The sequence below is a fragment of the Paenibacillus pedocola genome, from assembly GCF_031599675.1.
GTDB lineage: Bacteria > Bacillota > Bacilli > Paenibacillales > Paenibacillaceae > Paenibacillus_AQ > Paenibacillus_AQ pedocola.
In genome coordinates this window covers 2,812,774-2,826,714 of sequence record NZ_CP134223.1, presented here as the reverse complement: position 1 = coordinate 2,826,714, position 13,941 = coordinate 2,812,774, and the positions used below count along the sequence as shown (strand labels likewise).

Genomic DNA, 13,941 nt, shown 5'->3' with positions numbered 1-13,941 from the left:
GCCAAATCTCGACAATTAGACACAAAAATCCTCCACCCGCAGCAGCAGGCAGAGGATAACTCAGCCGGAAAGGTATGTAGGTTCACTATAGCGTGGTGGCAGAGCCCGTTCCCTGGCCGGAGCTCAGCTCCAATTCCTGTTCTCTTCGCTGGAGGTCCGCCATGGAGGTCCGAAGCGCAGCCTGCGGTCCTTCAAAATGTTTGCGGTAATACGAGAAATCCATAATTACCAGGATCAGCATCATGCCCAACATGGCATAGGCCGCGTTTTGATTAGGCGGAATCATCATAATTACACTGATGAACACGATCCACACCAGGGACAGCACAGCCACAATATTACTGTATTTGCCTAAATTCCATGGTCCCAGATGCTTGGGCTGAAACAAGCCTTTACGCTGGGCCAGCAGCTTCAGGAAGATCGGAATGCCGTATGCCACATACAGTCCGACCACGCTTACTGCCGTGAGAAATACTAACGTTCCGTAGGTAGCATCCGGATTGATGATTTTAATCATATAATCAATAAAAGCCAGCAGAAAAGAGAGCGCAACTGACAGCCAGATTGCTTTGGCCGGTGTACGGTATTTCTTGGAGATTTCCGCCCAGTGTCTGCTAAGCGGCATCCCTTTGTCCCGGGAGAAGGCGTACATCATTCTGGAGAAGGAGGTAATGGAGGACAACCCGCAAAACCACATTGCCAGGGTAATGAGCCACAGAACGATTTTGCCGAATGTGCCTCCGAGCGCCTCGCTAATGACATATATAAAAGCATTGTCTGCCGCCGTAGCTGCGCCCGCATCCTGAATCGACAAAGTCACAAAGGCCAGCATAATAAATCCGAAAACAAACGAATAAGCTACCGAGGTGAAAATCCCCCAAGGCGCGCGGATCCGCGGATTCACCGTCTCTTCAATGGTATGGGCGGACGCATCGTAGCCGGTGAAAGTCCACTGGGCCTGCAGCAGCCCGATCAGAAAGGCAAAGGCATACGGCTTGTCGGAGAACGTCTCTCCAACTTTGAATAAATAACTGACCGGCTGGAGGTCAGATTTAGTGAACAGCGCCAGTGTTACGACCAGTCCGGCAGCAATCACAATATGGTACCAGGCGGAGAAATCATTCAGTCTTGCGACCATGCGGATACCGACATGATTGCAAATGCCGTGGGTGAGCAGGATAACAATAAATGTGATTAGAATCGTGGTATCCGTCGAGGTATAGCCGAAGACATCCGACAGCAGCGGATCAGCGAATAATGCAGCGGAATAATCAATGCCGGCAACAATCCCGATCTGGCCGATCAGATTGATCCAGGCTGTGTACCAGCCCCACCGTTTGTTCGCCAGCACCGAAGCCCAGTGATACAGCGCCCCGGCCGTAGGAATCGCAGAAGCCAATTCAGCCAGCGCAGCCGCTATCAGCAGCACGAACAGCGCTACCAGCGGCCAGCCGTAGCCCATCATCCCCGGACCGCCGTAAGTCAGGCCATGGCCGTAAAGGGAGACAGCTCCGGTGAGTATAGAGATAATGGAAAAGGAAATGGCAAAGTTGGAGAATCCGCCCATACTGCGCAGCAGCTCCTGGGCATAGCCGAATTTATTTAAATCCTTTTTGTCCTGCAGCAGTTGCTCATCTTTGATCTGATTCATGTCCATCTTCCTCTCCCGGTTCACATAATGGATGCTACGAGGCATTTACCCCAAAAAGCTTTCATGAGTGGACTCATCAAATTCACGGATATTTTTGTTTGCTGCCAGTGTAATGCCAAGAATAACCAGACAAGGCAGCAGAACGCATAGGATACCCAGAACCATCTTCCTCACCTCCCTAGCAAAACCTAAGTTTTTGGTCAGGTGCACAATGTGTGCGGGGAGAATTCTAAGCAGGCTACAGGTGCAGGCCGACACCGCTCGTTTGCTGTTCCAGTATTTTGGCGATCAGCCCGCCCAGATAGGCTCCAGCTTCAACAGGAGGGGTACCTCCCTGGTGGATATTCGAAACGACGATCCGCTCGGAATCAGTCATTCCATAGCTGGGCCGGTAGCAGAGATACGCGCTCATCGAATGAGAGGTGATCAGCCCCGGCCGCTCCCCGATCAAAAGCACTACCACTTCCGGGTGCAGGATATCGCCGATGGCATTCATGCAGCCTACCCGGCCGTTAAGCACAAAAAACGGAGTGCCTGCGGACAACTTGTGCACCTCCAGCGAATCCAGCAGCGCCGGGTAGATGTCCCGAAGATTGCTCTCAATCGCATTTGCGCTGAGTCCGTCCGATACTATAATCTGCACTTGCGGCTGCTGGATACAGCGTTGCTTCAGGGTCTGGAGGCTGCTGTCAGGCAGAAGCCTGCCCAGATCAGGACGCCGCAGATACAGCTCCTTATCCAGAGCGCCCGACTCTACTGAAAATAACCCCAGTTCCTCCAGCAGCCCCTGGCTGACCTTACCGTAAACCGAGTCCACTGCCGCCGCATGGTCACAGCGCAGCTTCAGCTGTTCGGCTGTAGTGGGCCTGGTTCCTGCACGGCCGGTGCCGATTCTGGCGGGTGTCGTTTGCTTTAACCACTCAACTTTGTCCACCTCACTGTTAACCATAGGATCTCCCTCCTTAAAGTTTCAGGTGCTTCAGCATTCCCGCTAACTCTCATGCCATACAACGCTTAATCCTCAGGTTACACAAAAATACCCGGATCTCCAGCCCGCATGGTCAGGCGCCCGTTCTGCAGAATTCCCATGCCTTCCGCCCATGCGGCAAACTCAGCTCCCGGCTGGAGGCGCAGCAGCTCTCTCAAAGTGGCAATATCGTGAAAGCTGGTGGACTGATAATTGAGCATACAATCATCAGCCATTGGCACACCGATCAAAAAGTTAACCCCGGCGGCCGCCAGCAATACGGACAGATTGTCCATGTCGTTCTGGTCAGCTTTCATATGGTTTGTATAGCAGACATCAACGCCCATCGGAATCCCCTGAATTTTCCCCATGAAATGATCTTCCAGGCCGGCGCGGATCACCTGCTTGCTGTCATAGAGATACTCCGGGCCGATGAACCCGACCACTGTATTGACCAGAAACGGCTTAAAGCGTTTGGCGAGACCGTAGCAGCGGGATTCCAGTGTCACCTGGTCCAGGTCGTGATGCCCTCCGGAGGACAACTCCGAGCCTTGGCCCGTTTCGAAATACCAGCGGTTCTCGCCTTTCGCCGTCCCTGACTCGCGAATCAGCTGATCCGCTTCCTCCAGCAGCCGCAGACTGATGCCAAAGGAAGTATTTCCGCTCTCAGTACCAGCGAGACTCTGAAAGATCAGATCCGCGGGAGCACCTTTATGGATCGCCCTCATTTGGGTGGTCACATGGGCCAAAACACTGTTCTGCGTGGGGATGTTCCACCTTGTGATAACCTCCATCGTTTCATGGAAAAGGCGCACTATATTGTCTGTTGTATCAATGACCGGATTTATGCCGATCACCGTGTCTCCCACCCCGTAGCTTAAAGCATCATAAATTGAGGCTTTGACTCCCTGCGGATCATCGGTAGGGTGATTGGGCTGGGCCCGGCTGCCCAGCCTGCCTTTCTGTCCGAGGACAGTATTGCAGCGGGTAAGTACCTCACATTTGGCGGAGGCTTGAATCAGGTCCAGATTGGACATGATTTTGGCAGCCGCCGCTGCCATTTCGCTGTTAAGGCCTCTGCCGATAGCCTGTACCTGCGCATCCTCCTGTGATAGCAGCTGTTCCCGCAGATCTCCCACCTTCCAGTGGCGGATCTGCTCATACACCGCCTCATCCACCCCTTCCTCAATCACCCGGGATACTTCGTCCTCCTCCGGTGGTATCAGCGGGTGGGCTCGGATATCGGCCAGGGTCAGATCAGCCAGCAGCAGCTTGGCTGCCATCCGTTCCTTCGCATGATCCGCAGCGATGCCAGCCAGCTGATCCCCGGACTTCTCTTCATTCGCTTTGGCAAACAGCTCCTTTAAATCATGGAATCGGTAGCTTTCACCCAGCAGGGAGATCGTCAGTTTCATGCTTTACAACTCCTTTATTCACGGCTGGAAAACGAGAGTTTTTACCGCCACCGGAATACAGTCCCCGTCCAGAGGAAAGCCGATGTCAATATAGTCACCGTGTCTGACAGCAACCTGATCAAGACAAATGCAGCGCTGTTCTCCCCGGGTAAGCAGATGGATCACATTTCCGACAGCCTTGGCAATATCGTTCTCACAGATTAGAATGATAACCTTCATCCCATTCCGGAGAGAAGCCTCTGCCGCGGCAGAAGCAATCCGGCGGATTACCGGATAGGTTCCGGGTATGAAAGCCGGAAGAGATACAGCAAAAAGCAGATCTGCGGGATCACCTGTACCAAATCTCCGTCTCCCTTCCGCATATGCATTCTCCACTGCCGAAGCCAGCCTGGCCAGGTCTCCCTCCGCATCATCCGGCCGGCTTAACTTTACCACCGGAATATTCCGCAGCGGTAACAGTCCGCTGTCCACAAATACAGTCGAGCCGCTAAGTGAAGTTGTATGGATTCCAGCGCCGATTACGGTCGCCCGCTGCGCCTCCGGTGTGGTCCGCAGCTTAATGGAATAGTTCGCCGCGGCCTGGACCAGGGATTCAGCCAGCAGCGGGCCAATATCGCCAAATCGGGCGGCTTCCGCAAGGCTGCGTGTACCTGGCTGCTCCAGCAGCAGACCCACGCCCCCAGAGACCCACAGCTCAGACACAGGCTCTGCTGTGCCCGTTACTTCTTCAGGCTGGCCGTAGACAAGAGGGCAGGCCCTGGGATCACGCGAATTCAAAATGGTGTCCAGCAGCGTTACACTCCATTTGCCGGTTATCTCCCTAAGCTGTTCCAAGTCGGCAAGTTCCCCTTCCGCCAGCCCGTAGCCCTCCCTTCTCAGCCACTCCTCAATGACCGGGAACAGTTCAAGAACCTTTCCCTGTGCGCCCAGTCTGATCAAACGGCCGCCAATATGGAAATTGATAGTACGCGTGCAGCTCCCGCCGGCAAAAAATGCGCAGTTCGCTGTTCCGCCTCCGATATCGACGTTTACGACCTGGCCTGCAATTTCCAGTGAACGTGCCTCCGCACCCGATCCTTTACCTGCCAGTACGGCCTCCAAATCGCCCCCAGCCTGAGCCACGACAAATTTACCGGCAAATCGGGCCAGATGGTGCACAATCTGATCCGCATTGTGCTTCACAGCCGTTTCACCTGTAATAATTACTGCCCCGGTGTCCACATCTTCCGGCTGTAATCCGGCTCTCTCATACTCCCCAGCCAGGATGGCGTGGAGTGCAGGATGATCGATTTCCCGGTCACTGATGAGTGGCGTACTGTACATAGGGCTTTCATACAACAGCTTCCGCCCGGTAATCTTAAACCCGGGAAGCATTGAGGCTCCGTAGCATCGCTCAATTTCCAGCCTGCTGAAAATGCATTTCGTCGTGCTGGTTCCGACATCAATCCCTACGCTTATAACCGAGCGGACCGTATCCGTGCTTTCCGCCCCCCTTCTGGGATGTTCAGTTCATAAGTAGCAAAAAAGACGCCTTGAGCCCTGCATTACTTTCTCTATGCATGCCTTAGAAGCGTCTGTGCTTAAATCATATTGGATTGTCTGCTGTCTTCGATCATAGTATGACAGGGTTATATAATTGTCAATTTAAATCACATGAAATTCACTTTTATTTATATTATTCGGAAGTTGTGTCATTTATAATAACTCGTAACTTACAATTTCAATATAATGTATACCTTAATACAGATTCCGCCACTCCAAACCTAACATTGTTATTCACACAGGACACAAAAAAAACAGGCACCAGCGGTGCCTGCTTCTGAATGATCTATCAGCACATCCTACAGTCCATAGTAACGGGTCTTGTCCGGCCCGTTGCTGGTGTATTCCGTCTTCAATTCATTTCGGTATGATCTTTCAATCTTACGCACATATGATAGTCTGCGGACGGTCTTCATGACTTCCTCGGCGCGTTCCGCATTCACATACATTACGGCGTAATGCATTTTCCGGGATACATAATGCAGTGTCCCGTATTTCTCCAGGTTGCGTGCCGCTTTGACATCACTAACCCAAACGATATATCCTGTCCGTTCCGCAAACATAAGCTCAACCGCCCTTTCCTTCTCTCCCTCTTAGAGGCAGCTTATCCGCAAGAGCATTTGCCTCCGCTGCCGCATCCGCCCTTCGGCGACGGGTCATTGCTTGGAACCTTGATGCTGTCCGATACCGAGAACGCGATTGCTTCAGACATGGAATGTAAAATATCATCCAGCGTCGCCTCCGCCTGCTTGAAGCGGACAACCTCCTCGAACTGCTCAAGCTCCTTCTCTACAGCCGTCACTTCATCCTTAGCCGAATGATAGTTCGGATGAAAATGTCCAAACCGCTGTGTCTCTTCAAACAGCTCCTTCTTGTTCTGAAGCCGCTTGACTATGGCCTGGATTTCGGGATTGGTGTCAACCCGCCCTTTCCAGTATAAGTAATCCGACACTTCGGCGGATTGGTTAATCATATCGCCTAATTCATAGGCGTATGTCAGCACTTCGGCCATATCGACCGTATTTAATTCCGCTACGCTCATGAACTTCAACTCTTTTCTGTGTTAATGTTCTACAGTAAACCGTAGACTACCTTATCATACCATAACCCGTTGCTTAAGCAGAAGAGGAATTTCTCCGCTTCTGCGGAATCAGCAGCTTCATCTCTTTCCAGTCCCCGGCGGCCAGCTCCGCTTCTTCACGCTCTTCTGTGCCGGCAGGCAGCAGGCCTCCGGCCACCCTCCAGGGATTACCCCGGAGCTGCTCGGGAATAAAATCGCAGATTTGGCCCTCCAGGGACAAACGGACCTTGATTCCCCATGCCAGAGCCTGCTCCATAACCTTTTGAGCCGTAGTAATATGATACTCCCGCCATTCCCGGAGCCACATTTGCGGAACAGTGTCTTCACCGGGCAGTATAAGCTTCTCCGGATCTGATGATGGAAGCGGCAGCGGTTGTAGAACTGCCCCTCCACCCAGTAATCCCGTTTGCACCTCCTGTAAAGGAAGCGCATATATGCCAGCCTTCGGAACTTTATTGTCCAGAAAGTAATCCGTCTGTTGCGGCGGGATCTCCCCTTCACGGCCGCCGATGATTCGCGGCGGGGCCAGTCCCGCGGCCGACAGTTCTTTGCGGACCTGCTCAGTGCTGTCATGCCGTACGATGAAATGAAGCGGTCCCACCCTCGATAGGCTGCCCTGCAGCCGGGGATGGGCGGCGATGTCAGCAGCGTCCGCTTCGCTCCGGCAAGCCAGCAGAATCACCTCGGACCAGGCCGTCCGCCCGATGCTTCTGGCCCATTGCCTCAAGGTCAGCTCTACCTGGGCCGGCAATCCTCCTCTGGCATGGGAAGACAGCCAGCTGATGACCGATTCTGGCGGCTGCCCCTGTTCAGCAGCCTCCTCCAGCTTCATCCGGCTTAGCCTGAAGCTCCATAATTCATCCGCGCACAGCAGCTCCGAACAGCCAGCGAGCCCCCAGCGGAGAAGGTAATCCACGTCAGGAGGAACCAGCACCTCGAAATCCGGCTGGACAATAAACTGGCCTTCATCGCCGCTTATAGGTTGCCCTTCACTTCCCCCGAAGATGGCGGACAGATTTTCAGGGTCAGAATCCAACATTTTACCGGTAACCAGCAGCGGTTTATGCTCCGTCCAGCGGAAGCACCATGCCCCACCTTCTGTATACCCCAGCTCACACCAGCCAAATCCGGCCAGACTGCCTAGCCAAGCCAGACAGGCCGATTGGAGAGTTTCTAAAGGCTGTTCAGCCGTAAGCTGAACCTGGGACATCCACTCCAGAACATCGCCCAAGGGATACCAATTACTCTTAGCGAAGTCGGGGGATGAGATGAGATATCTGAAATGCTGCTGTGCAGGCCCGTCTATTCCATAACGGTTTAGTATCATGTTATATAGAATACTTGTCATTTGCGGCTCGGAGAGGCATAGCCAGCTCTCAAGCTTCTCCATGTCCGGAAAATAAGCTGATTCGTGGCGTTCCACCAGGCCCAGAACCAGCATCAGGTCTACTATTACTGTAACCGCGAGCGGGCACGTCTCACAATCGGCAGCCGGAGGAAACAGCCCCCGCAGATGCTTATCCTGAACCGGCAGCAGGGCAGACAGACGGCTCGACTGCTTTTTGTGGATGCTCCCCTTAGCTGTCAGAGGAAGCCCTTGCTGCGCTGTAAAGACCAGCGCCTGGAACAGCTGTCCGGCCAGGCCTGCCTCCGCCGGGCACTCCACCGTTACGGTTTCTGCAGATAACGGCTTGGGCGTATGAGGGAAGCAGCTCCATTGAATCGCTGCCAGCTCTTGTGGGGGGATTTGATACAACTGTTCCCCCCAGATTTTCTGCCGCAGCTCAACCAGCCCAGCCTGGCGCAGCTCCAGCATGGCCAGCTGCAGTTCGGCGCGGCACAGCGCCTCGGGTCGCAGCCGCTCCAGCTTCTCCACTGCAAAAGGCCGTGCGGCATGGGCGGCGCAGATCCGCCTCAGGACTTCCTGTGCCGGCGGACTCAGCGTCATCATAGTATCGCCTCCTTCTGCGGGTCTCCTGCTCTAACGGCATATTCATAGCCCTGCTCGGTCAGAAACAGCCTGCGCCGCATAGCAAATTCCTGTTCCCGGCTATCCCCGGTTACAAGTGTGTAGAAATACGCTTTGTTCTCATCCGGTTTAGGGCGCAGGATTCGTCCCAGCCGCTGAGCCTCTTCCTGCCGCGAGCCGTAAGCGCCCGAAACCTCTATAGCTACTGAGGCATCCGGCAGATTCACGGCAAAATTAGCAACCTTAGACACCACCAGAACCTTGAGGCTCCCCTCATTAAATGCCGCATACAGCTCATTACGCTCCCGCTGCGGCGTTTTACCGGTTATCAAAGGGGCTTCCAGGAAGTCTGCTAAAGCCTCTAACTGATCCAGGTATTGGCCGATAACGAGCACTGCTGCTCCGGAATGCGCTGCAATAATCTGCTCCGCCACCTCAGCCTTAGCCGGATTTCCTGCAGCAAGCCTGAACTGTTCTTTCCCTCCGGCATAGATATAACGGCTCCTTAGGGCAGACTCCATCGGCACAATGACCTCTACACATTCCACAGCCGCAATCCAGCCCTGCTGCTCCAGCGACTTCCACGGCAGATCGTAGCATCGCGGGCCAATCAAGGAGAAGACATCTCCCTCACGCCCGTCTTCCCTGACGAGAGTCGCGGTCAGCCCCAGGCGGCGTGTCGCCTGGATGTCAGCGGTAGCCCGGAACACCGGAGCCGGGAGCAAATGCACCTCATCATAGATGATCAGCCCCCAGTTACGCTCCTTGAACAGGTTCATATGAACAAACGGATCGCCCTTAGAGCGCCGGTGTGTCAGCATCTGATAGGTAGCCAGTGTGACAGGCCGTACTTCTCTGCGTTCACCGGTATATTCTCCGATTTCCTCTTCCTCCAGATTCGTCCGCTGCAGCAGTTCTTCCCGCCATTGCTCCACTGATGTTGTACTCGAAGTGAGAATCAGCGTTTCGCATTGCAGCCTCTCCAGCACGGCAAGTCCGACCACTGTCTTGCCTGCCCCGCAGGGCAGGACAACAACACCGCTGCCGCCACTGCCATGAAATAAGCGGACCGCTTCCCGCTGGTAATCCCGAAGCCCGAAGATCTCTTCTTTAGAATCACCTTCGTGGTATTCTTTTTCTTTCCAGGCAAGGTTCAGTCTCTGGCCTTCCCGGTAGCCCGCCATGTCGATCACAGGATATCCGAGTCTGGTCAGCTCCTGCTTCAGCAGTCCCCGATTCACCGCAGGACATTCACATTCCATTAGCCCTGATCTGTTCAACTGGAGCCCGCTAAGCACCAGAAATTCCCCCAGCTCATCTAGCAGAGCAGGCAGATCAGAGCGAAGGATCATGATCCGGCTGTCAGTCATATGGGCATGCAGTTCCAGCCTGCCATATCGGGATATGAGCCTGCGGATTTCTTCCTCCAGCCCGGCCGGTGTTCCCCATCGGGACAATCCCTGCAGGCTGGCAATAATCTCTTCCGCTGTCCTTCCGCCGGATGCTGCGTTCCATAAAGACAGAGGTGTGATCCGGTAGGTGTGGTAGGTCGGAAGACTTTTCACAAGCTCAGCGTAATCAGCCAGCGCCGTTCTCGCCGCTTCAAATCCCGGATGGCCGCATTCCAGCAGGATCGTCTTATCTTTGCGGATAATGCATGACCCTGTCCCAGTCATAGGGTCCCCTCCTGTCTTTTAACATTACATGCTGTCAGATCTGTATGATGTCTTGTCAAGATGAAGCAGGAAAAAGCCCACCTCCGCACGAATGCGGACATGAGCTTCCCTGTTTTCTTATTCAATGCAGCTGACGTTGCGAAATTTCGCTCAGCGCTTCTCCCGCTTCATCTGCGAAGATACGCTTCACGGCCAGATCGCCCAGCGATACGATACCAATCAGTTCGTTATTACGTGTTACCGGCAGGCGGCGGATCTGTCCTGAGGCCATAATTTCAGCCGCTTCATCTACAGATGCGTTCTCTGCAATCGAGGTCACCGGTTTGCTCATGACCGTCTCAACGGAGGTAGAACCTGAGTGCTTGTCCGCATATCCTCTAAGAACCAAGTCACGGTCCGTTATCACACCAATGAGCTTTCTACTCGTTTCTGAATCAACTACAGGAATGAATCCCGTATCAAAATCTCTCATTTTGACGGCAACCTCATAAATGTTGTCTTGCAGCGTCACGGCTGCAGGCTGTGTTGTCATTACTTCCTGGACTGTTTTCAAAAAAGAACCTCCTGTCTGCTCAGTAATCTACGGAAGTAGGTTCTCCCCGAACTATGCTTTTTATTCGTCAAGAATACGACTATTCATTAAGACAGGATTCAGCCAGCGCTACCAGCAGCTTCGCACCATGCAGCATTGCATCCTCATCGAAATCAAATTTGCTGTGATGATGCGGATATACCGCATTTTTGTCCGGATTGCCGGCACCCACAAAAATAAAGCAGCCAGGAATCTCCTTAACATAATAGGCAAAATCTTCAGCCGGCATAATCTTCTCCATCCGGATCACATTTACGGAGTCTCCAAGGGCTTCCGGAGCAACACGGAAAAACCTGTTGAACTCCGCTTCGTCATTGACGAGCGGCGGATACCCCATCAAATAATCCACGTTCGCTTCCGCCCCGTATACCGCTGCTACAGAAACAGCCATTTCTTCGATTCTGCGGCGGATCAAATAACGGGTTTCCTCATCAAAAGCCCGGACCGTTCCTGTAATCCGGCATCGTTCGGCAATAATATTCTGTGCAGATCCGCCCTGGATCGTCCCCACACTCAGAACGGCAGGCTGCAACGGATCAACATTGCGGCTGACGATCGTCTGCAGCTGGGTTACAAGCGCTGCTGCGGCAACTATACTGTCTACCGTGCGGTGAGGGATGCCGCCATGTCCGCCTTTACCGGTGATATCAATAAAAAACTCATCCGCTGAAGCCATCAGCGGTCCCGGTGCACTGCCGATCGTGCCGAGCGGCAGCGGTGTCCACAGGTGCAGGCCATAGACGGCATCTGCTCCCTCAAGCACCCCTTCGGCAATCATGTCCTTTGCTCCGCCGGGGCAGATTTCTTCAGCAGGCTGAAACAGGAAGCGAAGCTCCCCTTTGAGGCTATCACGCCGGGTGCTGTAATAGGAAGCTGCTGCAAGCAGCATTGCTGTATGTCCGTCATGCCCGCAGGCATGCATAACACCACTATTCTGCGAAGCATATTCGCTTCCGTTCTCTTCAGTGATATTCAGCGCATCCATATCTGCGCGCAGGACTACCGTCTTTCCCGGCTTGTCCCCCTTAAGAATCCCGGTCAGACCGAAGCCGGCACTGCTCCGTTTGACTTCAATGCCGAATTCAGCCAATCGGGCGGCTACATAAGCTGATGTCTCTTTCTCCTGATAAGACAGCTCCGGATGCATGTGCAGATGGCGGCGCCACGCCACCATATCCGGAAGCAGCTGTTCCAATGCCGTGTTCTCCATATCGCTTCCATTCCCTTCTTCCATAGCCCGCTCCGGCAGACCTGCAAACGCAGCGTTTGCGCAGGTCTCCTGCCGCAAAGAACTATATTTCTTATATTGTAGCAGAAACGCAAAAAACTGTGTATCGATAGGCCCCGCCTACCTTGCGCATCCCCCGGAAACATACTATCATGAGGTAGAACATTAATAATTACGGTTACAAAATAATCATTATACTTCATAAGGGGGATATGTTCGCTATGATATTTGAGAACACTGGCCTCGTTGGATTAAAAAGCGACCTACTTTATCTTGACGAGAGCGCGGCCAAAGCCGGATTTATCCGCTGGCAATGGGAATATTACCGCGCCACTTACGACTGTAAGATAGAAGACCATCAGAATGGCGGGGAATACTTCCTGAGGGTTAATACACGTGCTGTCGAAGGCAAGCTGGAAAAACCCGATAGCATACTGGCCATTGAAGCCGTTTACTTGGGCAAGGCTACCTTTCCCCACGGCCTGGAGTACGACTCTCCGGTTCCACAGCCTATACTGGATACTGCCGCACAGCGGATTCTTGAGCTGAAAGAGCTGCTTGAAGCTTGAGTACAATGAAGGGAAAGACGAGTAAAAAAGTCAGCCTGCCCAAAAGAGGAACGCCCGATTTCCAGTTACTTATTCTCACCCTGCTGCTTGTCGGCTTCGGACTCGTCATGGTGTTCAGTGCCAGCTCCAACCTGACTCTGGCAAGCGAAAAATTCGGCAATGATCCATTATACTTTTTTAAGAACCAGATGCAATGGGTTGTCGTGGGCACTGTTGTGATGTTCTTCGTAATGAATGTCCATTACAGCAAATTCAAGAAATGGTATGCTCCGATATTTCTGCTAACGCTTCTGCTGCTGTTTCTAGTTGCCTTCGCAGAGCGTACGAACGGCGCCAAGAGCTGGTTTAATATCGGAGGCTTTGGTATTCAGCCTACCGAGCTGGCCAAGATCTCCATTATCCTGTATCTTGCGGCACTGATTACCAAAAAAGGCGAGCGGTTAAGAGACTTGCGCACCGGCTACATTCCGGTAATGGTTATCGTAGGAATCGTTGCAGGATTAATAATGATGCAGCCGGATTTGGGCTCCTGCTTAATCCTTGTAGCGACAAGCGGTCTGGTCATTTATGCCGGAGGGGCCAGCATGAAGCATATTCTCGCTTCCATTGCGCTGCTCGTGCTTGGTGTCGGGATCGTCATGGGCGCTAAGACTGCAATTGATTCATTGTCACCGCAGACCCAGACAGTCGCAGCTGACCAGAGTTATAAAATGGACCGTATCGAGGCTTTTCTGGATCCGTTTCAGGATGCCGAAGACGGAGGCTATAACATCATTCAGTCGCTCACGGCACTCGGTGAAGGCGGAACGAGCGGCGCCGGCTTCGGACAGAGCATCCAGAAGCTGCACTATCTGCCCTATCCCTATACAGACTTTATCTTTGCCGTGATTGGTGAAGAGCTTGGGTTTATCGGAACAACGATTTTCCTGCTGGTGTATCTGTATTTCATCTGGAGGGGCATTCTGATTGCCCTAAGGTGTACCGATCCTTTCGGTACCCTAGTCGGAATTGGGGTCATGGGCCTGATAGCGATCCAGGCTTTCGTTAATATCGGCGGTGTTACCAAAACCATTCCGCTCACAGGGGTCACGCTGCCATTTATCAGTTACGGCGGTTCTTCACTCGTGGTCACCATGTTCTGTATGGGTATCATGCTGAGCATTTCCCGCGAGACTAACCGGCCGGCCAAAGAAGAAGTAACAAAATCAGTGACCACAGTCAGACAAGTACGGGCACGCTAAGCCTACATAT

The 13,941-nt window shown here is 53.1% G+C and carries 12 protein-coding genes; 2 read left to right on the top strand and 10 right to left on the bottom strand.

The features are described from left to right. Window positions 1-85: 85 nt before the first annotated feature. From QU597_RS12145 to QU597_RS12100, 10 genes are all read right to left on the bottom strand, one after another. Window positions 86-1,651 (bottom strand): amino acid permease, encoded by a 1,566-nt coding sequence (locus tag QU597_RS12145; RefSeq protein WP_310832865.1) that lies wholly within the window; start codon window positions 1,649-1,651, stop codon window positions 86-88. Window positions 1,652-1,889: 238 nt separating this feature from the next. Beyond that, complete coding sequence (eutC, locus tag QU597_RS12140) at window positions 1,890-2,600, bottom strand: ethanolamine ammonia-lyase subunit EutC (protein ID WP_310832864.1); 711 nt, start codon at window positions 2,598-2,600, stop codon at window positions 1,890-1,892. Window positions 2,601-2,677: 77 nt separating this feature from the next. After that, a complete protein-coding gene (locus QU597_RS12135) occupies window positions 2,678-4,033 on the bottom strand; it encodes an ethanolamine ammonia-lyase subunit EutB (protein WP_310832863.1) in 1,356 nt (451 codons plus the stop codon). 18 nt (window positions 4,034-4,051) lie between these two features. After that, window positions 4,052-5,491: an ethanolamine ammonia-lyase reactivating factor EutA gene (locus QU597_RS12130; RefSeq protein ID WP_369698850.1), complete on the bottom strand. Its 1,440-nt coding sequence runs from the start codon at window positions 5,489-5,491 to the stop codon at window positions 4,052-4,054. Between the two features lie 383 nt (window positions 5,492-5,874). Beyond that, window positions 5,875-6,138: a YlbG family protein gene (locus QU597_RS12125; RefSeq protein ID WP_054940223.1), complete on the bottom strand. Its 264-nt coding sequence runs from the start codon at window positions 6,136-6,138 to the stop codon at window positions 5,875-5,877. A 41-nt stretch (window positions 6,139-6,179) separates the two neighbouring features. Then, a complete protein-coding gene (locus QU597_RS12120) occupies window positions 6,180-6,617 on the bottom strand; it encodes a YlbF/YmcA family competence regulator (protein ID WP_310832862.1) in 438 nt (145 codons plus the stop codon). Between the two features lie 73 nt (window positions 6,618-6,690). Then, window positions 6,691-8,607, bottom strand: a complete 1,917-nt coding sequence (locus tag QU597_RS12115; protein WP_310832861.1) for a helicase-associated domain-containing protein — start codon at window positions 8,605-8,607, stop codon at window positions 6,691-6,693. Next, entirely contained in the window at window positions 8,604-10,301 is a 1,698-nt protein-coding gene (locus tag QU597_RS12110) for a DNA repair helicase XPB (protein ID WP_310832860.1), read from the bottom strand. The genes QU597_RS12115 and QU597_RS12110 overlap by 4 nt, the downstream gene beginning before the upstream one ends. A gap of 121 nt (window positions 10,302-10,422) precedes the next feature. Continuing rightward, window positions 10,423-10,854 carry a CBS domain-containing protein gene (locus QU597_RS12105; RefSeq protein WP_310832859.1) on the bottom strand — a complete coding sequence of 144 codons (432 nt, stop codon included), beginning with the start codon at window positions 10,852-10,854 and terminating at the stop codon, window positions 10,423-10,425. A 79-nt stretch (window positions 10,855-10,933) separates the two neighbouring features. Beyond that, complete coding sequence (locus QU597_RS12100; protein WP_310832858.1) at window positions 10,934-12,127, bottom strand: M20 family metallopeptidase; 1,194 nt, start codon at window positions 12,125-12,127, stop codon at window positions 10,934-10,936. Window positions 12,128-12,342: 215 nt separating this feature from the next. On the opposite strand from QU597_RS12100, the gene QU597_RS12095 reads away from it, so the two are divergent. Both QU597_RS12095 and ftsW read left to right on the top strand, forming a co-directional pair. Then, window positions 12,343-12,690, top strand: coding sequence for a YugN family protein (locus QU597_RS12095; protein ID WP_206104468.1), 348 nt, complete (start codon window positions 12,343-12,345; stop codon window positions 12,688-12,690). Between the two features lie 5 nt (window positions 12,691-12,695). Further along, window positions 12,696-13,931 carry a putative lipid II flippase FtsW gene (gene ftsW, locus QU597_RS12090; RefSeq protein ID WP_310833291.1) on the top strand — a complete coding sequence of 412 codons (1,236 nt, stop codon included), beginning with the start codon at window positions 12,696-12,698 and terminating at the stop codon, window positions 13,929-13,931. Window positions 13,932-13,941 lie beyond the last annotated feature (10 nt).